This is a genomic window from Bacillus pumilus, assembly GCF_003431975.1.
Lineage (GTDB): Bacteria > Bacillota > Bacilli > Bacillales > Bacillaceae > Bacillus > Bacillus pumilus_N.
The window spans coordinates 3,257,350-3,282,153 of sequence record NZ_CP027116.1 but is presented as its reverse complement, the minus strand read 5'-3'; the positions used below and the strand labels follow the sequence as shown (position 1 = coordinate 3,282,153).

General features: G+C 43.8%; 24 protein-coding genes. 22 read left to right on the top strand and 2 right to left on the bottom strand.

The genetic code is table 11. From position 1 onward, the window contains the following. Positions 1–12: 12 nt before the first annotated feature. Positions 13–1,422, bottom strand: coding sequence for a polysaccharide deacetylase family protein (locus C5695_RS17040; RefSeq protein ID WP_117731829.1), 1,410 nt, complete (start codon positions 1,420–1,422; stop codon positions 13–15). A 322-nt stretch (positions 1,423–1,744) separates the two neighbouring features. Between C5695_RS17040 and C5695_RS17035 the strand changes: the two genes are divergently transcribed. The 4 genes from C5695_RS17035 to C5695_RS17020 all read left to right on the top strand — a co-directional run bounded on the left by C5695_RS17035 (position 1,745) and on the right by C5695_RS17020 (position 5,058). Continuing rightward, positions 1,745–2,773, top strand: coding sequence for a FecCD family ABC transporter permease (locus C5695_RS17035; RefSeq protein ID WP_187441284.1), 1,029 nt, complete (start codon positions 1,745–1,747; stop codon positions 2,771–2,773). Then, positions 2,770–3,771 (top strand): FecCD family ABC transporter permease, encoded by a 1,002-nt coding sequence (locus C5695_RS17030; protein WP_117731825.1) that lies wholly within the window; start codon positions 2,770–2,772, stop codon positions 3,769–3,771. Before C5695_RS17035 ends, C5695_RS17030 begins: the two co-directional genes overlap by 4 nt. Before the next feature lie 17 nt (positions 3,772–3,788). Next, positions 3,789–4,694 carry an iron-hydroxamate ABC transporter substrate-binding protein gene (locus C5695_RS17025; RefSeq protein ID WP_187441818.1) on the top strand — a complete coding sequence of 302 codons (906 nt, stop codon included), beginning with the start codon at positions 3,789–3,791 and terminating at the stop codon, positions 4,692–4,694. Positions 4,695–4,833: 139 nt separating this feature from the next. Next, positions 4,834–5,058, top strand: a complete 225-nt coding sequence (locus tag C5695_RS17020; RefSeq protein WP_012011330.1) for a phage holin — start codon at positions 4,834–4,836, stop codon at positions 5,056–5,058. A gap of 85 nt (positions 5,059–5,143) precedes the next feature. Here the strand turns inward: C5695_RS17020 and slrR are convergent, their stop codons facing one another. Beyond that, positions 5,144–5,614, bottom strand: coding sequence for an HTH-type transcriptional regulator SlrR (gene slrR / locus C5695_RS17015; protein WP_117731821.1), 471 nt, complete (start codon positions 5,612–5,614; stop codon positions 5,144–5,146). Between the two features lie 257 nt (positions 5,615–5,871). On the opposite strand from slrR, the gene C5695_RS17010 reads away from it, so the two are divergent. The 18 genes from C5695_RS17010 to nikE all read left to right on the top strand — a co-directional run bounded on the left by C5695_RS17010 (position 5,872) and on the right by nikE (position 24,786). Next, entirely contained in the window at positions 5,872–6,603 is a 732-nt protein-coding gene (locus C5695_RS17010) for a YveK family protein (protein WP_117731819.1), read from the top strand. Further along, positions 6,593–7,276 (top strand): CpsD/CapB family tyrosine-protein kinase, encoded by a 684-nt coding sequence (locus C5695_RS17005; RefSeq protein WP_117731817.1) that lies wholly within the window; start codon positions 6,593–6,595, stop codon positions 7,274–7,276. Before C5695_RS17010 ends, C5695_RS17005 begins: the two co-directional genes overlap by 11 nt. Before the next feature lie 165 nt (positions 7,277–7,441). Beyond that, positions 7,442–9,316, top strand: coding sequence for a polysaccharide biosynthesis protein (locus tag C5695_RS17000; protein ID WP_117731814.1), 1,875 nt, complete (start codon positions 7,442–7,444; stop codon positions 9,314–9,316). Then, a complete protein-coding gene (locus tag C5695_RS16995; protein WP_117731812.1) occupies positions 9,282–10,421 on the top strand; it encodes a glycosyltransferase family 4 protein in 1,140 nt (379 codons plus the stop codon). Before C5695_RS17000 ends, C5695_RS16995 begins: the two co-directional genes overlap by 35 nt. A 2-nt stretch (positions 10,422–10,423) precedes the next feature. Next, positions 10,424–11,263, top strand: a complete 840-nt coding sequence (locus C5695_RS16990) for a glycosyltransferase EpsE (protein WP_117731810.1) — start codon at positions 10,424–10,426, stop codon at positions 11,261–11,263. Continuing rightward, complete coding sequence (locus C5695_RS16985; RefSeq protein WP_117731808.1) at positions 11,256–12,386, top strand: glycosyltransferase family 1 protein; 1,131 nt, start codon at positions 11,256–11,258, stop codon at positions 12,384–12,386. Before C5695_RS16990 ends, C5695_RS16985 begins: the two co-directional genes overlap by 8 nt. A 14-nt stretch (positions 12,387–12,400) precedes the next feature. Then, positions 12,401–13,504 (top strand): EpsG family protein, encoded by a 1,104-nt coding sequence (locus C5695_RS16980; protein WP_117731806.1) that lies wholly within the window; start codon positions 12,401–12,403, stop codon positions 13,502–13,504. Between the two features lie 27 nt (positions 13,505–13,531). Further along, complete coding sequence (locus tag C5695_RS16975; protein WP_117731804.1) at positions 13,532–14,554, top strand: glycosyltransferase family 2 protein; 1,023 nt, start codon at positions 13,532–13,534, stop codon at positions 14,552–14,554. Between the two features lie 5 nt (positions 14,555–14,559). Next, entirely contained in the window at positions 14,560–15,588 is a 1,029-nt protein-coding gene (locus tag C5695_RS16970; RefSeq protein ID WP_117731802.1) for a polysaccharide pyruvyl transferase family protein, read from the top strand. A 28-nt stretch (positions 15,589–15,616) separates the two neighbouring features. Continuing rightward, positions 15,617–17,131, top strand: coding sequence for an MATE family efflux transporter (locus C5695_RS16965; RefSeq protein ID WP_117731800.1), 1,515 nt, complete (start codon positions 15,617–15,619; stop codon positions 17,129–17,131). A 20-nt stretch (positions 17,132–17,151) separates the two neighbouring features. Next, the gene (locus tag C5695_RS16960; RefSeq protein WP_117731798.1) at positions 17,152–17,745 is read left to right on the top strand and encodes a sugar transferase; all 594 of its coding nucleotides are present in this window, start codon (positions 17,152–17,154) and stop codon (positions 17,743–17,745) included. Next, positions 17,708–18,394 carry an acetyltransferase gene (locus C5695_RS16955; protein WP_117731795.1) on the top strand — a complete coding sequence of 229 codons (687 nt, stop codon included), beginning with the start codon at positions 17,708–17,710 and terminating at the stop codon, positions 18,392–18,394. Before C5695_RS16960 ends, C5695_RS16955 begins: the two co-directional genes overlap by 38 nt. Next, a complete protein-coding gene (locus tag C5695_RS16950) occupies positions 18,394–19,572 on the top strand; it encodes a DegT/DnrJ/EryC1/StrS family aminotransferase (RefSeq protein WP_117733177.1) in 1,179 nt (392 codons plus the stop codon). The genes C5695_RS16955 and C5695_RS16950 overlap by 1 nt, the downstream gene beginning before the upstream one ends. A 149-nt stretch (positions 19,573–19,721) precedes the next feature. After that, positions 19,722–21,344 (top strand): nickel ABC transporter substrate-binding protein, encoded by a 1,623-nt coding sequence (nikA, locus tag C5695_RS16945; protein WP_117731793.1) that lies wholly within the window; start codon positions 19,722–19,724, stop codon positions 21,342–21,344. A gap of 18 nt (positions 21,345–21,362) precedes the next feature. Further along, positions 21,363–22,307 carry a nickel ABC transporter permease subunit NikB gene (gene nikB / locus C5695_RS16940; RefSeq protein ID WP_117731791.1) on the top strand — a complete coding sequence of 315 codons (945 nt, stop codon included), beginning with the start codon at positions 21,363–21,365 and terminating at the stop codon, positions 22,305–22,307. Beyond that, entirely contained in the window at positions 22,304–23,137 is an 834-nt protein-coding gene (gene nikC / locus C5695_RS16935) for a nickel ABC transporter permease subunit NikC (RefSeq protein ID WP_117731789.1), read from the top strand. Before nikB ends, nikC begins: the two co-directional genes overlap by 4 nt. Before the next feature lie 4 nt (positions 23,138–23,141). Further along, positions 23,142–23,957 carry an ABC transporter ATP-binding protein gene (locus tag C5695_RS16930; RefSeq protein ID WP_187441811.1) on the top strand — a complete coding sequence of 272 codons (816 nt, stop codon included), beginning with the start codon at positions 23,142–23,144 and terminating at the stop codon, positions 23,955–23,957. A 13-nt stretch (positions 23,958–23,970) separates the two neighbouring features. Beyond that, on the top strand, positions 23,971–24,786 hold the full coding sequence (nikE, locus tag C5695_RS16925) for a nickel import ATP-binding protein NikE (RefSeq protein WP_117731787.1): 816 nt from the start codon (positions 23,971–23,973) through the stop codon (positions 24,784–24,786). The last annotated feature ends 18 nt before the right edge of the window (positions 24,787–24,804 follow it).

The window sequence follows — 24,804 nt, the reverse complement described above, 5'->3', positions numbered from 1 at the left end:
AACCCCCTGTAATTACTGCACAGGGGGTTGTTCATGGCGTTCTTTTTTTAATTGGTCAAGTTCACTGACTGTGACGAGCTGGTAGCCTTGTTTGGTGAGCTCATGGATGATCTTTACAGCTGCTTGAGCTGAGCTGTCATAAATATCATGCATTAACACCGTTCTGCCATCTGCTGCATGTGAGAGAACATGATTTGTAATCAGCTGGCTGTTACGAATTTTCCAATCCTCTGGATCAACATCCCATAAAGAGACTTTCATCCCAACCGCTTGATTGATGTCTTGATTTGTTCCACCATATGGCGGTCTGAAGTGCGTTGGCGTATATCCGCTCGCTTTCTCAATCAGCTGCTGTGTGTCCTTCACTTGTTTCACTGCTTGCTTTAGAGGCAGTCTTGTTAATAAAGGATGACTGTAAGAATGATTTCCGATTTCATTCCCGCCTTTTAGAATGTCTGCAAGCATACTAGGATAATACTGCACTCTGCTGCCTAACACGAAAAAGGTCGCGTGTCCTTTATTTGCCTTCAGTGCATCTAAAATTTTTGAGGTGGTCGCTGGGTTTGGACCATCATCAAATGTAAGGGCAATGGCTTTTTTATTTGGATCAAGCTTTGATTTTTGCGGCAGCTTGACGGCTTTTCTTTTCGGATTCGGTTCTTTCATTTCATTTTGATTTTTGGTTTTATTCATATATTCTGGCTTTAATATATCTTTCAGCAGCGTCTTTTTAATCGCAAGTGTTTGCGGACCAAGATCCTCTGCGGCTACTTGAGATGCTGGGAAATAAAATTCTACATATTTCTCTTTCAACGCAAATTGACTGAAGTTTTGAGCAGTAGGGGCTGTTCCTTTCTGAAGGAGAGGCTGATCCTTAGATAAGGTTTTGTCCTTCAAAAGCTCTGAATATGTAATATAGGATAATTTCTTCAAAAAGTTGGTTTTAGGCAGAAATAAATCATGTGTGTCAAGAAAGGTTTTTTTCTGAAAATCATAGTTGATTGTGAGATGATTGGTGGTCCCATGTTGCTGACCTGTATAGGTATAAGTTGTAAAACGAATAGCAGCAGACTGCTTCGCATAATGCACCATATCATAATCAATATTTAGCTCAAAGCGTTTGTTTTCATCGATATCCTTGGCTTCACTAAACGTCTTTTTGAAATGCTCTAACGCTGAATTGGCATAGCTTTGAATCTTGTCATCTAGCTCTTTTTGATGAAAAAGAGGATAGTTGACTGCATATCTCATAAATTTCCCGTCATTTACGAGAGTGACGATTTCCACGTTTTTATAGTTCGTATCCTGCTTTATATTTTTCTTCTCTGTACCGCTTGCTTGTTGATTCTGAAAGAAAGCAACGACTCCAATGACGAGCGCAAGTGCAAATAGGCCGATACTCCATTTTCCCTTTAATGACACAACGTTCAAATCTCCTCTCATGACGGGCCATTCTTTATCAGTTTGACATCTCTTTGTAATATTTTTATAACATTTGACTTACTTTTGTAATTTTAGAGGATGTTCAGGCGGAATGTCAACTATTTTCCTATTAAACTATGAGAAAAAATGATAGGTCGCTCTATGCGAGAAAAACACACCTTATGACATTGTCACCCGCATACCTTCATTAATTAAATAATCAGGCGTACATTGATTTTTTAGAGGCAGACGGCTATAATTTTGATGATTATGATTCTCATTTTCAAACTGACTTTTAATGAAGAAAAGGATGACACCGATTTTGCAGGATAAGCGAACACATCAACAAAAGCGATCATCACATATTCTGTTCTTTTTGATATTTTTTCTCGCCGTCATGGGTTTGGCGGCTGCCATGTTTTTGGCTGTGTCATACGGTGCTAAAACATTGTCTCTGCAAACGGTTTGGACAGCCGTATTTGACTATCAGTCCGATGTCACAGAGCAGCAAATTATCCATGAATTGAGACTTCCTCGTGTTTTAGGGGCAGCTCTTGTTGGAGCAGCATTTGCCGTAGCGGGTGCACTCATGCAGGGCATCACAAGAAACCCATTGGCAGATGCGGGAATTTTGGGAATTAATGGCGGTGCCATGTTTGTTGTCGCACTCTGCTTTGCCTTTTTCCCGGGAATGCCATATTCGGCACTGATGCTCTTTTCTTTTATCGGTGCAGTGCTTAGTACGCTACTGATCTTTGCGATCGGGGCGGCTGGCGGCGTGTTGACACCGCTGCGTTTAACCGTAGCAGGGGCCGTTGTGGCCGCCTTGCTTCATGCGCTTAGCTCTGGGATCGCCATTTATTTTGACTTGAGTCAGGATCTTGCGTTTTGGTATGCAGGCGGGGTGGCTGGTGTGAAATGGTCACAGCTCACAATTCTTGCTCCAGTCATTCTGTTGGTGATCGTATGGGCGATGCTATTAGGGCGGTCATTGTCGTTACTGTCGCTCGGGGAAGATGTAGCAGCAAATTTAGGGGTGAAAACACGACAAGTGCGAATACTAGGAATGACAGCTGCTGTGTTATTAGCAGGAGTATCTGTATCAGCTGTCGGGTCCATTGGATTTGTCGGTCTTGTCATCCCACATATTGCACGAAAGCTGGTTGGTGTAAATTATCGGTTCGTCATTCCGATGTCAGCGACATTAGGCGCAATGCTGCTAGTCTTTGCAGATCTTGCCAGCCGCACCGTTAATCCGCCGCGAGAGCTTGCCATTGGCGTGATGGTGGCACTCGTCGGTGTTCCTTTCTTCTTATATATTGCCAGAAAAGAAGGGAGGAACCTGTCATGAGAGAGAAACAGCGGGCTCTTGTCGTGACAGTCGTTTTGCTTTGTTTGAGTGCGGCTGTTGTGCTATATAGTTTAAATACGGGTACGCTGAAACTAAACCCGATTGTGGTCGTCAAAACGTTATTCGGCTTTGGGGATTTCCAAAGTGAGACGGTGTTGTTTGATTATCGACTGCCTCGAATTGTCGTGACGATGCTGGCGGGAATCGGTCTTGGCATTGCGGGCGGCATTTTGCAGAGCTTATCCCGCAATCCACTTGCCGATCCTGGAATTATTGGACTGAATGCAGGCGCCGCATTTGGCTTAATTGTGTTTGTGACTTATTTTCACGCATTAGAAGGCAATCCATCTCTTCTGATTCCGCTCTTTACATTTGGCGGCGGACTTCTTGCGGCAGCGGTCATCGTGCTTCTTGCGTATGACCGGCATGAAGGGCTTGTTCCTATTCGGCTGATCCTAGTAGGAATTGCGGTTGCGGCGGGGTTTAGTGCTTTGACGTTATATTTGTCATTGAAGCTGGATGAAGATACATACACATTTGCTTCAAGATGGCTCGTTGGCAATGTCTGGGGGAGAGACTGGATTCATGTATTAGCGCTTCTACCTTGGATTGTATGCCTTGTGCTGCTTTCGCTCATACAGTCAAGCACACTCAATGCATTGACATTAGGAGATGCTGTCGCCTCAAGTGTAGGTGTACGTGTTCAGCGTAAACGCCTCCTTTTGCTGACTTTAGCTGTTGGTCTAGCAAGTGCAAGTGTTTCGATGACAGGCGGCATTGGTTTTATCGGTCTTGTCGCTCCGCATTTGGCCAGAAGGCTTGTCGGCTCATTGCATCAGTATTTTCTACCGGTTAGCGCGCTGCTTGGCTTGTTGATTTTGGTCAGCGCCGATACAATCGGACGTTCCGTCTTTGCCCCAAATGCCATACCAGCGGGTGTGGTTGTGGCTTTTATCGGCGCTCCTTATTTTCTCTATTTATTAGCAAAAACGAAATAAACAAGAAAGAGGAACTCATCATGAAAAAATTACTTGTGCTTGGTATAACGCTCTGTTTCTTGCTGCTTGCTGCTTGTGGTCAACAGGAAACAAAGAATACAACAACTCAAAATGATCATGGAACACCGAAAATTGCTTCCTTGTCTATTCATTTAACGAATGACTTATTAGCGCTTGGTATTAAGCCAGCGGGCTCTGTTGTAGGAGGGGGCTTAAAAGATTTTCTTCCGCATGCGAAAAAACAACTGAGTGAAACGAAGAAGCTTGGCATTGCAGCCGATCCAGATATGGAGTCACTGCTGGCATTAGAACCAGATGTCATTTATATCGATGAAGAACTAGCTGGACAAGACTTATCAAAATATAAGAAAATCGCCAAAACGGAAGTATTTAATTTAAATGACGGCACATGGCGTGATCATTTGAAAAAAATCGGCAAGCTCGTCAATAAAGAAAAAGAAGCCGATCAATATATTCAGGATTACAATGAAGAAGCAAAAGAAGTCAAATCGCTTATTAAACAAAAGATTGGAAACGGCAAAGTGATGGCGATTCGTGTGACGGCTAAGGAGCTTCGAGTATTTAGCATGAAGCGCCCAATGGGTCCTATTTTATACGAGGATTTAGGTCTGACACCTGTCGATGGTGTGAAGAAGCTGGACAGCAAGCGGCCATTTGAAGTGATTTCTCAAGAGGTCCTTCCTGACTATGATGCAGATGCTATTTTTGTTGTCGTGAATCGTGATGATAAAGCGCAGCAGGCATTCAAGCAATTAGAAAAAACCCCGATTTGGAAAGGTCTAAAAGCTGTGAAAAACAATCACGTCTATCCGATTGCCGATCAGCCTTGGCTCGATTATTCAGCACTAGGCAATAAAATGGCATTGGACGAAGCAAAAGAGATGTTTTCTCAATCAAAATAAGATGAATTCAGGCATCATTCCGCATATAGGAATGATGTCTCTTTTTTTGATCCATCCTTCTATTCATTCGGTTTTTGCATACATATGAGAGAGAACGAGCAGTACTGCCCGTGAAGGGAAAGAAAGGGAGGGGTTACAGTTGGAAGTTCAAAAAATTAGTGCAGGTACGATCGCAAGGCTTGTGTTGCTTTTGCTAGCGCTTGTGAACAGTGCTCTAACCGCTGCGGGGAAAAGCCCAATTCCTATTGATGAAGAAGGTATTCAGCAATTCATCACGTTAGCCTTTCTTGGAATTACATCACTGTGGGCCTATTGGAAAAACAATGATATAACGAAAAAAGCACGAACAAAAAAAGCGGAATAAGGAAAAAGAGCCTTTTCATGATAAAAGGCTCTTTTTCATCGAAGCGTCAAAGCCTCTCCCCGCAATTTGATTCTTCCTGAAAGGCTTACGCCCGCCGATCTCCCATGTTGGTGAGGAAGGCTTTTACTTCCTCAATGCTTAAGCCGATCGCCTTCGCTTCACTCATCAGACGCTTCCACTCTGATATATTTGAATCGGTCAGCTTTCTATGGGTGACATGTGTTGTCTTTTCTTCCTGCTCCTTTCGGTAGGTTTGGAGCAGCTGATAGAGTTCTTCTTTCGGCATGCCGGATTGGACGGCATTGACGATATGCTCCCGCCATTCGTGTTCACCACCCTCAGCGTCATGAAACATCATCGTCTCTGCATCAAATAGCTCTTGTAAATCAATCTCTAGCGAAGAGGATACCTTTTTTAAAAACTGGACAGATGGATTTCTATGGACACCACGCTCAATTTTACTCAAATATGACTTAGAGACATGGGCATCTTCAGCCAGCTGCTGAATGGAGTATCCTTTCCTCTTTCGGTAAATGCGTATCACCTTGCCTATCATTCGATCAATAATCTCCCTTCTCCCTGGCGAATCGTACTGTGACTTTTTCGTTCATTATAAGAAATAAATTGTTCTTTATAAAATTCAAAAACGTAAGAAACAGGAAGTAAACAAAAGAAAACGAACGATTTCGTTCTTTAAAAAGAACTATAAGACCTATTATGACATTTTTCTTTGCGGGTATTATCTTTTATAATCCAATCATTAACAAAAAGAAACCATATATAACCTTTTTATAATGAAATCGGGAGGTATCTATGAATGAGAATATAGGTTTTAAGCAGCTATTTTCTGTTATTAAAGAGAAAATGGCCCTTCTGATCCTGATTGTCCTGATCGTAACGGGCATTTCAGCCTACTATCAGTTCTATGTCTCGACTCCTGTATATCAGGCAACCACTCAAATTCTTGTTCATAAACGCAGCAATGACGCACAAGCGAATTTAAACGATATTCAGATGAACCTTCAATATACACGTACCTTTCAAGTTCTATTAAAAAGTCCGATCGTCATTGAAAAAGTAAAGGAAACACTCAACCTCACAGAATCAGCTGAAGGATTAAAACACAAAATTGCCACAAGTACAGAAAATGAGTCTGAGGTCATCAATATTTCTGTACAAGATGAGGATCGCGCAAAGGCAGTCGCAATTGCAAATACCGCAACAGAGGTACTGCAAGAAGAAATCAAAAAAACGATGAATATGGATCGCATTAATGTTTTGTCTGAAGCCAAGCTGTCTAATACGATTCTCATGAATTCAAGGAAATTCGTTCATATCGTTCTGGCATTAGGCGCCTCTTTATTAGGAGGAATGACACTCATTTTCTTAATGAATTTACTCGATGATACTGTAAAACGAACACATCAAATAAGAGAAGAGATCGGATTGCCGTCGCTAGGCAGTGTCTATCAAATGCAGGCAGATAGGAGGGCCAAAAAAGACAAGCAGTCCGTCATAACGGGAGGACAGAACATTGATCTTTAAGAGGAAGAAAAGAGAAAAGAGAGATTTATCCTGTATTTCTGTATTAAATCCTCACTCTGTCATTGCAGAACAATTCCGTACCATCCGAACAAACATTGAATTCACGTCGATTCAAACGAGGCTGAAATCTATATTGGTGACATCCTCTTTGCCAAAGGAAGGGAAATCGTTTACGGCTGCAAACTTAGCAGCTGTTTTTGCACAGCAGAAAAAGCGAGTGCTGCTCATGGATGCTGATTTGCGAAAGCCGGCTGTTCATGAATATTTTGACCTGAGTCCTCATACGGGCTTGACCAATGTGCTCTTAAATAATTGCAGCTTGGAGGAAGCGATCTTACCTACACCCATTGAGCATTTAGAGCTGCTTCCGAGCGGCACCATTCCGCCGAATCCGGCTGAGCTGCTTTCCTCTTCTGTCATGAAGCAGCTATTTTACGAGATTGAACAGCAATACGACATGGTGATTGTTGATTCTACGCCGCTTCTGCCAGTGGCTGATGCAAAGATCTTGGCGAACCGGACAGATGGAAGCATTCTTGTGGTTTTAAGCGGCAAAACAAAGATAGCGGCTGTGAAGAAATCAAAAGAAGTGTTAGAAGGGACAACAGGTAAACTGCTAGGGGCTATGCTGAATGGCAAGAAAGAGAAAAAAGGAAGGCTGTATATGTATTAAAAAGATTGATAGGTGATGTCTCCTAATCTTTAACAATGGAGGCACTCGATCCTGCTGTGGGCATGACAAATGCCTTAGATGCGCGTCATCAATAGTGGGATGTGAGGACGGGTTTGATGCCCATTTTACGTAAGAATAGTGATGCTTTAAAAAGGGGGAGGAGCGTTGACTTACGCCCAAAGATTATCAATCATCGTGGCACTAGATTCATATCTCATTTTAGTAGCTGTCTTTTTTGGCTTTCAATTTGTCCAAGAAGCGGCGTTAACTGTCTATACATTTGAAATGCTCGTCATTTCTTCGCTCAGTTTGCTCATTGGGCACCATTTGTTTTCGTATATTTTTCATGTGTACAAGCAAGTATGGGCTTATACAGGGGTAAGAGAGCTATTTTCTTTAATGAAGACCTTTGTGTGTTCTTTTTTATTTTCAATGGCAATGCTGTACTTTTTCGTGCAGACATGGCCCTTTCGGTTTTTGTTCATCGTGTGGCTTTTTCATGTATTATTCATCGGTGCATCTCGAATGGCATCTCGGCTATTCCATGATGGAGCAAAGCGGCTGCAGGTAGAAAAGGAGCGTGCCTTAATCATTGGCGCAGGATCGGCGGGGACGATCATCGTACGTCAGCTTCAGCAATCGACTGATATACATATTGAGCCAGTCGCCTTCATAGATGATGACAAGACGAAGCACAAGCTTGAAATCATGGGATTGCCAGTTCTAGGGGGAAAAGAACAGATTCAAACAGCTGTTGTGATGATGGATATTCAAAAGATCATCATCGCCATTCCGTCTAAAAGCAGCCATACGTTAAAAGGGCTGTATAAGGAATGTGTAGCGACTGGGGTCAAAACACAGATCATGCCGGAGATGGAACAGATTTTAAAAGGAACCCATGCGCTGAATCAATTACGTGATGTACAGCCAGAGGATTTACTAGGAAGAGAACCGATTCAATTAGATTCAAGCCGTCTATCTGTCCATTTAAAGGGGAAAACGATCATGGTCACAGGAGCAGGCGGATCGATTGGGTCAGAAATCTGTCGTCAAATTTGTGTGTTTGCGCCTCAAGCAATTGTGCTTGTGGGACATGGGGAATTTAGCATTCATTCTATTTTACTAGAGCTGAAAGAAGCGTATGGAGACAGCATCAGTCTCTATCCACAAATTGCGGATATCCAAGATAAACAAAAAATGAGTGAAATCGTCGGTCAGTTTCAGCCGGATATGATTTATCATGCTGCGGCACATAAGCATGTTCCGCTCATGGAGATTAGTCCAAAAGAAGCAGTGAAGAACAATATTATTGGGACGAAAAATGTCGCAGAGGCTGCCCATGAGCATAGCATTGAAACATTCGTCCTCATTTCATCTGACAAAGCGGTCAATCCTGCTAATGTGATGGGCGCAACAAAACGGTTTGCTGAAATGCTGATCATGCAAATGGGGGCAAGCAGTGAAACAAAATTTGTCGCGGTTCGATTTGGAAATGTACTCGGAAGCAGGGGAAGCGTCATCCCTATTTTTAAGAAGCAGATTGAACAAGGGGGACCGGTGACGGTTACACATCCAGCCATGACAAGGTATTTTATGACCATCCCGGAAGCATCAAGGCTTGTGATTCAGGCGGGTGCACTGGCAGAAGGAAGACAGATTTTTGTATTAGATATGGGGGAACCAGTGAAAATTGTTGACCTCGCAGAAAACCTCATTCACCTCTCAGGCTACACCACAGACCAAATTCCAATCACATTCACAGGCATTCGTCCTGGAGAGAAAATGTATGAGGAATTACTCAATCAACATGAAAAAGCACAGGAGCAAATTTTCCCGAAAATTCATATCGGGCACGCGCTGGATGGTGATCCATATGTGCTGAACCGCTTTATCCATGAATTTGACATGATGAGTGAAGAGCAAATGAGAGAGGCTTTGTTTGCTGCCATTGAGTCGCATGATTTGTTACCTGAACAGATGACCAGAGAGGGGGAAGCACTTGCCAATGAAGAAAAAAGTCTTGTTTTGCGCAACGGTTGACTATCATTTTAAGGCATTTCACCTTCCGTATTTCCGGTGGTTTCAGGAACAAGGATGGGAAGTGCATACAGCGGCAAATGGTCAGATTGAGCTGCCCTATGTGGATCAAGCACATTCGATTCCGATTCAGCGCTCTCCTTTTCATATGCACAACCGGTTTGCATATGTCGAGCTGAAGAAGCTGCTAGCGAAAGAGCACTATGACTTCATCCATTGTCACACACCAATGGGAAGTGTCATCGGCAGGCTTGCCGCCAAAAGCGCGCGCAAAAAAGGGACGAAGGTTCTTTACACGGCACATGGCTTTCACTTTTGGCGTGGGGCACCGCTTCAAAACTGGCTGCTCTATTATCCAATTGAGCGATGGCTCGCCCGCCATACAGACGCTCTGATCACTATTAATGGAGAGGATTTTAAAAGAGCAGATCGTCTATCAAAAGAACGGGCATCTGTCTATTATGTCCCCGGTATGGGTGTGGATATGAACCGATTTGCACCGGTTGATGAGAAAGAGAAACAGCGTCTTCGCACAGTCTATGGCTTTTCTAAAAAAGATTTTATTGTGCTGTGTGCTGGCGAATTAAATACGAATAAAAACCAAGGGATGCTCATCAAAGCATGTGCACAGCTGTATAGGAAAATACCGAATGTGAAGATCGTGTTTGCCGGGGAGGGAACAATGAGGCCGATGTATGAAAAGCTGGTTTACGGGCTCGATCTTGAAAAGCATGTCCACTTTGCTGGTTTTTGCAAACAAATTGAAGAATGGATGCATATGAGTGATGTATGTGTGTCCACTAGTCTGAGAGAAGGGCTCGGTATGAATTTGCTTGAAGCAATGTCAGCGGAGAAGCCAGTCATTGCAACGGAGAATAGAGGACACTGTGAGTTGATCAAACATGGCATCAATGGTTTTTTAGTCAAACCGCATGATGTGAATGGCTTGGCTGACTATTTGCATCAGCTCTATCACAAAAAGAACCAGCTGCCCCTCATGGGAAAATCGGGCCGCTCCATGGCGCATGCATTTGCACAGGAGCAGACGATGAGTGCGATGGAAGAAATTTATACAATCTATATGGATCAAGCAGAGAAGGTGATGTGAGCATGCGTAAGCCAAAGGTGTCTATCATCATGGGTGTCTACAATTGCCAAGATACAGTAGAAGAAAGCATTGAATCCATTCTTCATCAAACGTATGAAAATTGGGAGCTCATCATATGTGATGATGCATCAACAGACGGCACCTATGAAAAAGTGCTGTCTTATACCGAGCGAGCGCCTGAAAGAATTCGACTTATCCGTAATGAGCAAAATCAAAGGCTCGCTGCCAGTCTGAATCGCTGTCTAGCTGAAGCGAAGGGAGACTTGATTGCAAGGCAGGATGGCGACGATATATCAGTGCCTGTTCGTTTAGAAAAACAGGTGCATTTCCTTGAATCATATCCGGAATATGATGTGGTCGGTACGGCGATGACGGTGTTTGATGAAACGGGAACAAAAGGGATACGTGCACTGATGTCAGAGCCTGATCGGAAGGTGCTGGCAAGAGGGACTCCTTTTTGTCATGGAACCATTATGATGAGAGCTGCTTCATACAAGGCGTTAAATGGATATCGCTCTGTGAAAGCAACGAGGCGGATGGAGGATATCGATCTTTGGATCCGCTTTTTTGCGGCAGGGAAGAAAGGCTTTAATTTACAAGAGCCGTTATACCTTGTGAGAGAGGATGAAGCTGCTTTTCAGCGCCGTAAGTTTCAATATTCCATAGATAATGCCTGGCTCGTTTTAAAAGCATGCTGGTTATTAAAATTGTCGCCGGTTGATTATCTATTTGCAATAAAACCGGTCATCCGTGCCTGTTTATCACCGAAGGTCATGAAATTTTATCATCGCCGAAAGCTGGAGACGTCTTTGTTGAAAAGGAGGACGATACGGGATGAGTGAGCCAAAGCGTGTACTCCATATTGTAGGCGGGATGAACCGCGGCGGAGCTGAAACGATGATCATGAACATTTATCGTGCACTCGATCGAAATGTCCTTCAATTTGATTTCATTTCCCACCGCGAGGATGTCTGTGATTATGATGAGGAGATTCAGAGGCTAGGTGGACGAATCTTTTACGTCCCAAGCATTGGAACGTCCTCTCCTTTGGCTTTTGTGAAAAATCTGACAAAGACGATCAAGCGAACGGGACCCTATCAAGCAGTGCATGCTCATACAGATTTTCAAACAGGCTTCTGTGCAGTTGCTGCGAAACTGGCGGGTGTGAAGGTGCGCATTTGTCATTCGCATAATACAGCTTGGAAACAGTCGCCCAACTGGGTTGATCATATGATGCTCAAAGGGTTTAGGCAGCTGATCTTTGCGTTTTCTACACAGCTTGTTGCATGCGGCGAGGATGCCGGTGCTTTTTTATTTGGACAGAAAAAAATGCAGAATGGACAAGTTGAGCTGCTTCCGAATGGGATTGATCTATCCCTTTTCTTTCAGCCTGATCCAGACGAAAAAATGGAGATCAAAAAGCAGCTAGGTCTTCACGAAAAGAAAATGATCATTGGTCATATTGGGCGGTTTCATGAGCAAAAAAATCACGTCTTTTTTATGGAGCTAGCACAGACATTAAAGAAGCAGGGAGTGTCATTTCAACTAGTTCTCGTTGGGGATGGACCGCTGAGGCAGTTGGTTGAATCGTATGCGGAGAAGGCAGGGTTGTTAGAGGATATCGTCTTTACAGGCGTCGTATCAGACGTACCAAAGTATATGAAAGCATTTGACGTATTTGTGATGCCTTCCTTGTTTGAAGGTCTTCCGCTTGTATTAGTGGAAGCACAGGCATCTGGGCTGCCTTGTGTGATTTCAGATCATATTACAGAGGAAGTGGATTTAGGCTGCGGGCTTGTGAAAAGAATGTCACTCCGGGACTCTGCGCATGAATGGATGAAGGCAGTTCTTGAAGCGTATCATGCAGAACCGCCACGTCAAGAGACCATTACGTCCCAGCTTGAGCAAAGAGGATTTGATGTGAAACAGAACATCACACGTGTGATGAATGGATATGGACTTTAAGGAAGGAATAGCAGATGGCGGTTTATTTGGTGAACATGATCATGGTCTATTTATGGTCGAGCTTTGCTGCATTTTACGGCAGGCGTGATGATACCATTCAAAGCGGATGGCGACCAAACAAGATTCTCGTGTTTTTTCCGTTTTTGTTTCTTTGTATTGTCGCTGGTATTCGGTACAAAGTAGGAACCGATTTTGTCACATATGGACAGATGTATGAGTTCTCCGTCAATTATGAAAAACCTTGGCATATCTTCGGATTTGGAGTGGAGAAAGCCGCTACCGATCCAGGGTTTACGTTTATTTTATGGATGCTTAATCAACTGTCCCATGATCCGCAAATCATGTATATCTCGGTTGGGGCGATCACCTATTTTTTTATCATCAAGACGCTCATTCAATACGGACGCCCCTTTGAGCTGAGTATGCTGCTTTTTCTCGGCACTTTTCATTATTACGCTTCGTTTAATGGCATGCGTCAGTATATGGTGGCGGCGATTCTCTTTTATGCCATCCGTCTTGTGATCAATGGTCAGTGGAAATTGTATTTTCCGCTCGTTCTCGTGTGTTCATTGTTTCATTCATCGGCTCTCATCATGATTCCTGTGTACTTTATCGTGAGAACAAAGGCTTGGTCTTGGATGATGATGTTTTTATGCATGATCTTCTTAGGGCTTACCGCTCTTTATGACCGCTTTGTTTCCGTGTTTGTCGTGATGCTGCAAGGAAGCTCATATGGACATTATGAGGAATGGCTCACAACGAATACAAATGGAATGAATGTGACAAAAATCGGTGTGTTGATTTTGCCGCTTTTGCTAGCTTTCCTTTATCGAAAACGACTTCGTGAGCTGACGCCTGAGAGTGATTATGTGGTGAATTTTTGTTTGCTCGGTTTCTTGTTTGGCATTCTGGCAACAAAGGATGTCATTTATGCAAGATTTCATATTTATTTTGGCTTGTATCAGCTCATTTTACTGCCATATTTCACACGTATTTTTGATCAGCGGTCTAATGTTTTTATCTATGTAGGGATTGCTGTTTGCTATATTCTGTACAGCATCATGCTAATGCCATTCGATTCATCTGTTTTACCGTACAGGACGATATTTACAAAGTAGATTTGGAGAAAGGTGGGGCATGTTGTAATGCCAGCTATCAGTCTATTGGTCGCAGTCTACAATACGAGTCAATATGTGGAGCAATGCCTTCAATCAATTGAAAATCAAAGTTTTGCAGATATAGAGGTCATTCTTATCAATGATGGATCTACAGATCACAGTGGAGAATGGCTTGAGACATTTGCTGCAAGAGATCAGCGCTTTCGGGTGATTCATCAAACCAATCAAGGGTTAGGCGCAGTGAGGAACCGGGGCATCGAAGAAGCAAAAGGGACGTATCTCGCCTTTATTGATTCAGATGATATTCTCTCGCCTCATTACTGCAAAGCCTTATATGAAAAAGCTGAAATGACCGGCGCAGATCTTGTGATCAGTGAGTACTGGATTCAATTTGAACAGTCAAAACGAACGATTCCAACGAAGCTGTTAGCCGAGCGATCAGCCGAAAAAACGAGCTTAATCAAAGCGTTATTGCACGGAGAGATCACGGGATTTTCATGGAATAAGCTGTATCGGCGTGCCTTTATGGAGGAACACGATATTCGATTTCCACTGCGGGGTGAACTTGAGAACATAGAAGATCAATATGTGACGCTGCGCTGTTTTTCTTTATCACGCCGCATGGCCTTTGTTCATGAACCTCTTTATTACTACCGAGTTCATCTTGCATCCATTGTGCAGCGCTATCAGAAGCAGTATTTTCATCATGGGCTGACCTTTTATCATGCGCAGCGCTTATTTTTGAATGAATATGATGACATCTCTTTGTATGAGAAGGCACTTGATTTTTTTATTGTCAATCATACGCTTCATTGTATGCTCAACGAATGGAAGAGCCAAAATGCCCTCTCTATTCAGGAAAAGCTTGATCACATGCGTGAAATGGTGACACACGAGGCTTTTCAGCATGCCGTCAAACAAGTGGAGTCATCGAGGCTCACCGCTCGAAAGCGAATGATTTTATTCCTTGCGAAGTGTCGGCTGGTTTATCCGCTTTCTGCCGCCGCTTCAAGCTATCAAAAATGGATCGAATATCAAACAAGGAAATAGGGGTGATGAGATTGACATTACAGCAATTGAAGGCGCACGCCGCAGAGTGGCTCCTCTTAAAGGTCAAATATCCGCTTGAATATCGCATGAGCCGCCAAAGCCTGCCAGAGCTGAGTCATCAGAAGAAAATCATTCTCACGCTACTGCCAGGGCATGATAATTTGGGGGATCATGCGATTGCGTATGCGAGTTATTGTTTTTTTAAAAAGCACTTTCCCGCCTATGACATCATGGAAGTGGACATGAAAGAAATCTATCGCCTCGCCCGTCCGTTAAAGCGTATGCGGCACCCAGAAGACATCGTCTGTATCATCGGTGGGGGCAATATGGGGGACTTATACCGTTATGAAGAATGGACGAGACAATTTATCATGAAGACCTTCAAGTCCTATCCGATCATTCAACTGCCGGCCACTGCCCATTTCACAGAAACGAAGAGGGGAAAAAGAGAGGAACGCCGCGCCATTCAAACATACAAACACCATCCGAGACTGCTTCTCATGGCAAGAGATCAAACAACCTATGCATGGATGAAGCAGCACTTTCCTAATCAACATGTGTGGAAACAGCCTGATATGGTGCTGACATTAGACGAATCATCAAAGGAACAAAAACGTGAAGGGGTTCTGCTTTGTCTGCGTGAGGATAAGGAAGCCTATCTCACCAAGGAGAAGCGCCAGCAGCTGCAGCAGCATATTCAAGAGTCGTATGATCAAGTCGGTTTCATCACAACGACAATTGGCAAACGAGTTGATCGAACGACCCGTTTAGATGAATTATCTGCCTTATGGACAGAGCTAAGGAAGGCGCAGGTCGTCGTGACAGACCGGCTTCATGGCATGATCTTTTGCGCGATTACACATACACCATGTGTTGTCCTCAGGTCGTTTGATCATAAGGTGATGGAAGGGTATGAATGGGTCACGGATCTTCCGTTTTTGACGCTAGTAACAGAACCCAATGAGACGGCTGTAAAAAAAGCGATTGATCAGCTGATGAAAACGAGCGGTCAAAAGGGAGAGGAAGCTGGATGAAGGCTTTTAGACGCTGCGTGAAAATACAATGAATCGAGCGTTTGTTTACAATGCCAGTGCAAACCTCATGACGTTTGTCTTGATGATGCTCATGTCTGTTTGTTTAACACCATACATCGTTCATACACTTGGAGTGGAAGCATTTGGCTTAATCCATCTGACGCAAAATATGATCAACTACTTATCGGTCATTACGGCTTCGTTAAGTGCTGTTGTGGTCCGTTTTTTTTCTGTGGCGGCTCATAAAGGGGAAATAGAGAAGGCGCAGCGCTATCTCTCATCTTATTTTGTCAGTTCCATTTTTTTATCGATTAGTCTCTTTTTGCTTTGTCTGTTCATGTCTCGCCAGCTGGTTGAGTGGCTTCATGTGCCTGATCATCTTGCACAGGATACACAGACCGCCTTTATATTAGGAGGTCTTTTATTTATGCTCAATTTTGTGATGTCCGGCATTGGGGCTGCACCATTTTATGCGAATAAGTTATATGTATCTAGTGTTGGTCAGGCCATTCAGATGTTTTTGAGGGCGCTGATGATTGTGATGCTGTTTACATGGACAGCACCCGCCATCTGGCATATTCCGCTTGCAGCCGTGATAGGGAGCTTAGCGGCGGTGGGAATGGGTATCTATTATTTTAAAAAACTCATCCCTTGGTTTTCGTTTAAGTGGCGGCATGTCTCGTTATCTTCTAGTCTCACACTTGTTCGATCAGGTGTCTGGCATTCATTTGAGCAAATGGGGATTTTGTTGTTTTTGCAGATTGATTTATTGATGACCAACTTGCTTATTGGAGCGGAAGCGACGGGACAGTATGCGGCCATATTACAATTTCCATTATTATTACGCACACTGGCAGGGACACTGGCGGTTGTATTTGCGCCAACGATCACGAAATTTTACTCGAATCAGGACAAGGAAGGACTCATTCAATATGCAGCCAGCGCCATTAAGTGGAGCGGCTTATTTGTCGCATTCCCAGCCGCGCTACTAGGAGGGCTCGCTGGTCCGCTCATGCTTCTATGGCTTGGACCTGCCTTTGAAGAGCTAAAGTGGCTTCTCGTGATACATGCCGCTTATTTATGCTTAACCTTGATGTTTTTACCGCTGACATATGTGCCGACCGCTTTTAATCGATTGAAGGTTCCAGCGGTGGTCACGCTCATATTAGGTGTATCCAACGTGCTTTTTGCCTATGGATTGACTCATCTGCTTCAGCTTGGTTTATATGGCATTGCATCAGCAGGAGCGATTGTTTTATTAATGAAAAATATCGTGTTTCTGCCATTTTATACAGCCGCTATCACGAATCAGAAACGCACCATCTTTTATAAGCATACATTGGTTCCACTTGCAGGAGCGCTCATGATTTGGGGCGTCTGTACAGGGATTCAGGCGCTTTATGACGTGACTTCGTGGTGGGAGCTGTTTTGTATCAGTGGGTTTTGTTTCATTCTCTATCTGGGCTATTTATATCAATTTGCAGGAACAAAACGAGAGCGGAAGCAGCTGGTGCATAAGGTAAAACAAGCGGTCTCCCGCTAGTGAGACAAGGAGGTTTAATAATGAAAAGAATGATAGATGTGGCGGTGTCATTGACGCTGCTCATCGCAGGCAGCCTTCTTTTTCTTCTGATTTATGGACTGATTCGGTGGAAAATTGGCTCGCCTGTGTTGTTTCGGCAGAAGCGCCCTGGTCTGTATGGCCAGCCATTTATGCTGTATAAATTTCGGACGATGACCGATGAACGAGACGAACATGGGGAGCTGCTGCCAGATCATCTGCGATTAACAAAAACCGGCGCCTTAATTCGTAAGCTCAGTCTTGATGAATTGCCCCAGCTAATCAATGTCCTGAAAGGAGAGCTCAGTCTCGTTGGACCAAGACCGCTTTTGATGGAGTATTTGCCGATGTATACAGAGGAACAAGCAAGACGTCATCTTGTGAAGCCGGGCATCACGGGATGGGCACAGGTGAATGGCAGGAACACGATTTCCTGGGAGGAGAAATTCACCTATGACCTCTGGTATGTCGAGCATCAATCGTTTTGGCTTGATATGAAAATTTTATGGATGACCTTGTTGAAAGTGATCAAAACAGAGGGGGTGCAGCAGCCGCATCATGCCACAGCTGAAAAATTCAAAGGAACCGATATGTAAAGAGCAGCCGATTGGTTTAATTGGGGCTGGCGGACATAGCAAAGTCATTCAAGATGTGATTTTTGCACACCCTGAATACTCATTATGTGCCGTATTAGATGATCAATTTGAAGAAGCTGTGACTCAAAGCGGTATTTTGTATGGACCGATTTCCATGAGTGAACAGCTGAGAAAAACAATGCCTCATATGAAGTGGCTGATTGCCATTGGACAAAATGAGATCAGACAGCTAGTAAAGGAACGTCTCTCATTTGAAAACACCGCGTTTGCCACACTCATCCATCCCGAGTCGGTGATAAGTCCATCAGCGGTGATTGGAAAGGGGACTGTCGTGATGGCAAGGGCAGTCGTTCAAGCAGATGCCGCAATCGGTGAACATGTGATTATCAATACAGGATCTATCGTAGAACATGACTGTATACTCGAATCGTTTGTGCACCTGTCACCGGGAGCAGTGTTAACTGGCTGTGTGTCTGTACGGGAGGGTGCCCATATCGGGGCAGGTGCTGTTGTGATACCTGGGACACCGATTGGAAGCTGGACAATCATTGGGGCAGGGGCGGCAGTGACACGAGAGATACACGATCAGAAAGTCGCTGTAGGCATTCCTGCGATGGAAATAAAAGATCGGAGAGAGGGTGGGAAATGATGCAAGAAAGGAAACGAATTTACTTATCGCCCCCGCATATGAGCGGAAAAGAGTATTTGAAAATAGAGGAAGCCTTCAAGAGCAACTGGATTGCACCGCTTGGACCTCTTGTGAATGAATTTGAGCAGGCAGTTGCGGGCTATGCAGGAGTGAATGCAGGAGCGGCTTTATCTTCTGGAACAGCAGCCATTCACCTCGCCTTAAAGCTGATAGGTGTTCAAAAAGGGGACGTTGTCTTTTGTTCCACTCTTACGTTTGTTGCAACTGCAAATCCAATTTTATATGAACAAGCCACACCCGTTTTTATTGATTCTGAAAGGGATACATGGAATATGTGCCCGCTTGCTTTAGAGAAGGCCTTTGTTGAATCAAAACGGCTTGGAAAAAGACCCCGTGCAGTCATTGTCGTACATTTATATGGACAAAGCGCAAAAATGGACGAGATCATGGCATTGTGTGAAGCATATGATGTCCCGGTCATTGAGGATGCGGCAGAATCGTTAGGTGCACTCTATAAAGGAAAGAAAAGCGGCTCAATGGGCAGGTTCGGCGTCTATTCATTTAATGGCAATAAGATCATTACAACGTCAGGAGGCGGAATGCTTGTGAGTGATGATGAAGAAGCGATCGAGCGCTGCCGCTTTCTCGCTTCACAGGCAAGAGAGCGCGCCATGCATTATGAGCATCAAGAGATGGGGTACAATTACCGCATGAGCAACCTGCTAGCGGGAGTTGGGATTGCTCAAATGGAAGTATTGGACGAGCGTGTTGAACAAAAACGCCGCATTTTCAATCGCTATCAGGACGCTATGTCAGAAATAGAAAGTATTCAATTGATGCCAGAACATCCAAACACCAAGTCAAACCGCTGGCTGACGACATTGACCATTGATCGTGATATGCAAATGTCTCCAGTGGACGTCGTTGCTGCACTAGAAAATGAACAGATCGAAGCAAGGCGTGTATGGAAGCCGCTACACCAGCAGCCGGTCTTTCGTGATTGCTCTTTTTATACAGCGGCGAAAGGAACGCCCGTTTCTGAGTGTTTATTTGAAACAGGCCTTTGTCTCCCCTCTGGAACAATCATGACAAATGCAGAACAGGATCGTATTATTGACACACTTCGTCATGCCCTGCGAAAAAAAACATTCACCTCTTCACAGGCTGCTCACTCGTAAGCAGCCTGCCTCTCTTTTTATCAAATTCATCAATTAATGGAATAATTAGGATTGTTTGTTGTCATATCGTTTTTAATATGTTATTGACAACGGGGTTGTTCCTCCTTACAATGAAAATGATTATCAGCATCAATTAGGAGGAGCAACGTATGTCTATTTGGAGCCATTTTTTTTCGAAAATTAAAATAAATACTGTGTTTACATTTTTACTTATCTTTTTATTAGTAGGCTGCTCTCAAGCAAACAATGGAGCAGATGGAAATAAGGATCATCCTGACATGATCACGATGGCTTGGCCGAGAGATATTGGCGAAATGAATCCTCACATCTACAACCCATCACAATTATTTGCGCAATCAATGATTTATGAGCCACTGGTAAGCTATCAAAAGAATGGGAAGCTAAAACCTGAATTAGCGAAGTCTTGGGATGTTTCAAAGGATGGCAAGGTGTACACATTCCATCTAAGAGACAATGTGACATTCTCAGATGGATCTGATTTTAATGCAAACATTGTGAAAAAGAACTTTGATTCCATCTTAAAAAACAAAGATGTACATAGCTGGTTAGGTGTTATTAAAAAAATCAAAAAGACAGAAGCAGTAGACAAGAAAACATTTAAACTTACATTAACAGAGCCGTATTATCCAACAGTTCAAGAATTAGCCGTTGTCCGTCCAGTTCGCTTCTTAGGCGAGGCAGGCTTCCCGAAAAACGGAGATACGTCAAAAGGAATTGAAAAACCAGTAGGGACAGGCCCTTGGGTTTTAAAAACATATCAAAAAGATGACTATGCCATTTTCGAACGAAATGATCATTACTGGGGCGAAAAACCAAAGGTGAAAGAAATCAAAGTCAAGGTGATCCCAGATGCGGAAACGAGAGTCATGGCATTTGAAAAAGGCGATGTAGATGTCCTTTATGGAGAAGGAACCATTAGCCTTGATGCCTATAAACAGCTAGAGGCGAGCGGTAAGTACGAAACCAAAATGTCAGAGCCAATTGCAACGAGACAGCTTGTCATGAACACAAAAGTGGATCAGCTGTCAGATGAAAAAGTGCGTCATGCCCTTCAATATGCGATGAATAAGAAAGCAATGGTAGAAGGTGTCACCTCTGGGTTAGAGGATGAAGCAGATCACATCTTACCGACAAACATGCCGTACACATCCGATATTAAGGTGAAGTCTTTCCAATATGATGCAGACAAAGCGACAGCATTGCTGGATGAAGCAGGCTGGACACTTCCAAAAGGAAAAACTGTTCGTGAGAAAGATGGAAAAAGGCTTGAATTTAGTATGATGTATGACTCAGCAGAATCAATTCAAAAAGCGATGGCTGAGACGTTGCAAGCAGAATGGGGCGCCATTGGCGTTGACGTTAAGCTTGAAGGCGTCGAGCTTGCAACGCAGGTGCAGCGCTTTAAAGCAAATAAGTTTGATATGAACTTCTTTAGCAACTACGGAGCGCCTTATGATCCGCATACATTTATGAACGTCGTCTCATCAGATGGTTTTGGATTTAAAGAAAGCATCTCAGCCTATCCAAATAAGGACAAGCTGATCAAAGAAATGAAAGAAATACCATCTACAACTAATGAAACAAAACGAAAAGCACTTTACTCGTCTGTCTTATCTTCATTGCAGGATCAAGGGGCGATTGTGCCAATCTCTTATTTTAAAAAGACAGCCGTTTATCAAAAAGCTGTGAAGGACTTTGAATTCCCTGCTAATCGAGATGAACATCCATTCACAGGTATAAAGCTGAAGTAATAGAAGGAAGGTAAGGAAATGGGCCGCTATATCATCAGAAGAATGCTATCAATCATCCCTGTATTTTTATTAGCCACACTTTTTACCACTGGCATGATTCACCTTTCGCCAGTGGACCCGGCTGAGGCATATTTAGCAGCGGCTCATATCCAGCCTACGGATGAAGTATTAGCGCAAAAACGAAGCGAATTCGGGTTAGATCAACCATTTTATATGCAGTATCTTCATACCATTGAAAAAGTCATTCACCTTGATTTTGGCCGGTCGTATATGTCGAACCAGCCCGTGCTTGATGAGGTCATTTATAGAATACCAGCGACAATTCAATTGGCGCTGGCTAGTCTACTGATTGCGATTTGTGTCAGCATTCCACTCGGCTTTTTCAGCGGCATGAGGAAAAATGGCGTCGTTGACCATATGAGCCGGCTTATTTCGTTCTTAGGAGCATCTATCCCAACGTTTGTCTTGGGGTATTTGCTCATCTTCTTTTTTTCAGTAAAGCTCGATCTTTTACCGGTAGAAGGGATTGGAACATGGGAGCATCTCATCCTGCCTTCGATCACACTGGCCGTCCCTTTAATTGCGATGTATACAAGGCTGTTACGGTCGAGTGTGAGTGAGGCGCTTCAAGAGCCGTTTGTTCAATATGCGAGAATCAGAGGATTAAAGGAACGGTCGATCATGTTCAAGCATGTATTGAGAATCGCGATATCGCCAATGCTGACAGGGCTTGGGGTGAATCTTGGCAAACTGCTGACAGGAACGATTATTGTAGAGGCCGTTTTTTCATGGCCAGGGTTTGGGCGTTTTTTTATTGAAGCGATCTTTAACCGGGATCTGCCGGTCATCCAATTTTATGTCCTCATGGCAGCATGTATTTTTATTTTGAGCAGCTTGATTGTGGACTTGTTCCAGCTCATCATTGACCCTCGTATTTCCAGAAAGGAAGGCCGCCAGCCATGATGACAAAAGGAAAATATCTCTTCTCTCATCAAAAGATGATTTCGATCTGCTTGGTGCTCCTCGGTCTCCTGCTGATTGTGACCATATGTGCACCGTTGATCGCTCCGCATGATCCAGCAGCTGTCAATCTAGCGATGAAGCTAAAAGGGTCTTCGTGGGAATATCCTCTTGGGACCGATCAATTAGGACGGTGCAATTTATCTCGTATTTTATATGGTGCACGTGTTTCGCTAGGCTGTGCGTTATTAATCTTTCTCTCTTCTTTATTGATCGGATTAATCGTTGGTTTGTTGTCAGGTTACAAAGGCGGCTGGATCGATCATGTCTTGATGAGAATCTGTGACGGGATCATGGCATTTCCGAACTTAGTGCTGATCCTAGGGTTAGTCGGCATCTTCGGACCTGGACTTCCTCAAGTAGTGCTTGCCTTGATGCTTGTACAATGGGTATACTATGCTCGCGTTTTTCGAGGAATGGTGCTAAGTTTAAAAGAACAGAATTTTATTGCTGCCGCAAAAATCAGTGGGACGTCCCACTGGAACATCATGAGAAAACATATGATTCCAAATGTTCTGCCGCCACTCGCGGTCATTGGCACACTCGAAATGGGCTGGGCGATTATGGACATTTCTGCAATGTCCTTTCTCGGATTAGGCGTTCAGCCTCCTATGCCTGAATGGGGAGCGATGATCCATGAAGGAAAGTCGTACATTCAAACGAATCCTCAGTTGATGCTCTACCCAGGCCTTGTGATCATGGCTGTCGTGGTTCTCTTTAATTTACTAGGAGAAGCCCTTTCAGAGAAGTATGGTATCAAACGCCGTGTGTAAAGGAATGATCAATGTGCAAGAGTCCATTTTACAAATAGAGAACCTGCATGTGCAGACGAAAACGCCTCATGGGACAACCCCTCTTATTCAGGACGTATCGTTTGAAGTAGGGCGTGGTGAAATCGTTGGATTAATTGGTGAGAGCGGCTGCGGGAAAACGGTGACAAGTATGTCGATCTTACATATGCTTGACCCGAAAACAACTGATGTCACTGGCAGCATCACCTTACAAGGACGAGAATTGATCGGTTTAAGTGAAAAGGAGATGCGCTCTATTCGAGGCAAAAACATCTCATATATTATGCAAAATCCAATGAACAGCTTTACACCAGTGTGGACGATTGGCCATCAGCTGATTGAAACCATCCGCAGGCATACCCCTGTCAGTAAAAGACAGGCACATGCGCATGCGATGGATGCGTTAGCGCAAATGAATCTGCCGCACCCAGACAAATTGTTAAACAAGTATCCCTTTGAATTAAGCGGCGGCATGCTACAGCGTGTCATGATCGCCATGGCTGCCTGTATGCATCCGCCTCTCATCATAGCAGATGAACCGACAACTGCTTTAGATGTACACACGCAGAAGCTGGTACTTGAGCATCTGAACCAAATTCGTCATGAGTATGGAACAGCCATTTTGCTCATTACTCACGATCTTGGTGTCATTGCAGAAATGGCAGATCAGGTTGTTGTCATGAGACAAGGAGAAATGGTTGAAAAGGCAAAAGTCCTTGAGCTTTTTGAAAACCCCAAGCATGATTATACAAAGAAACTATTAGCAGCTCGTCCGTCCATCCCAGCTGTTTGCCCGATTTGAGGTGAGAAAACCCTTGCATTTATTAGAAGTGAAAGCCGTTAGTCATGCATACAAAAGCCGGTCATTTTTGATGAGAAAGAAAGGCTCAGACCAAGTCTTAAACGGTGTCGATTTACTCATTGAAGAAGGCACATGTCTCGGATTGCTAGGCCAAAGCGGTGCAGGGAAAAGTACACTCGGCCGTATTATACTTGGACTAGAACAACCAATAGCCGGTCAAGTCCTTTTTGAAGGGCAGGATATCTATCGTGCAGATCAGCGAACACGCAAACATTATCGCCGGCATGTACAAGCGGTGTTTCAAGATTCATATTCGGCGGTGAATCCAAGGTGGACCGTTGAACAAATTCTATCCGAGCCGCTTGAAAACTATGAAACCATGAGCCGGAAAGAACGCAAAAACGTACTGATCCATTGGCTGGAAAGAGTCGGGCTCAGTGAACAGGATTTATCTAAATATCCGCATCAATTCAGCGGCGGCCAGCTACAAAGGATCAACATTGCAAGAGCCTTATTGCTACAGCCAAAGCTCGTCGTGCTTGATGAATCCGTCAGCAGCTTAGACATGGTCACACAGGCTGTTATTTTAGATTTATTAGTAGAATTAAAGAAGGAACTGGGTGTAGCTTACTTATTTATCACACATGATATGACGGCAGCCTATCATTTGAGTGATCAATTGGCCATATTGGACCAAGGTGAACTTGTTGCTCAATTCCAATCAAAGGATGATTTCTTTTCATCAGAAGAGAAAGCGGTGCAGAGGATGAGAGAGGCAATACTTGCAGACCATCCTTTGTCCCGAACGATTGGCAGACCAGTTCGGTAAATTTTCAGTTCATCAACG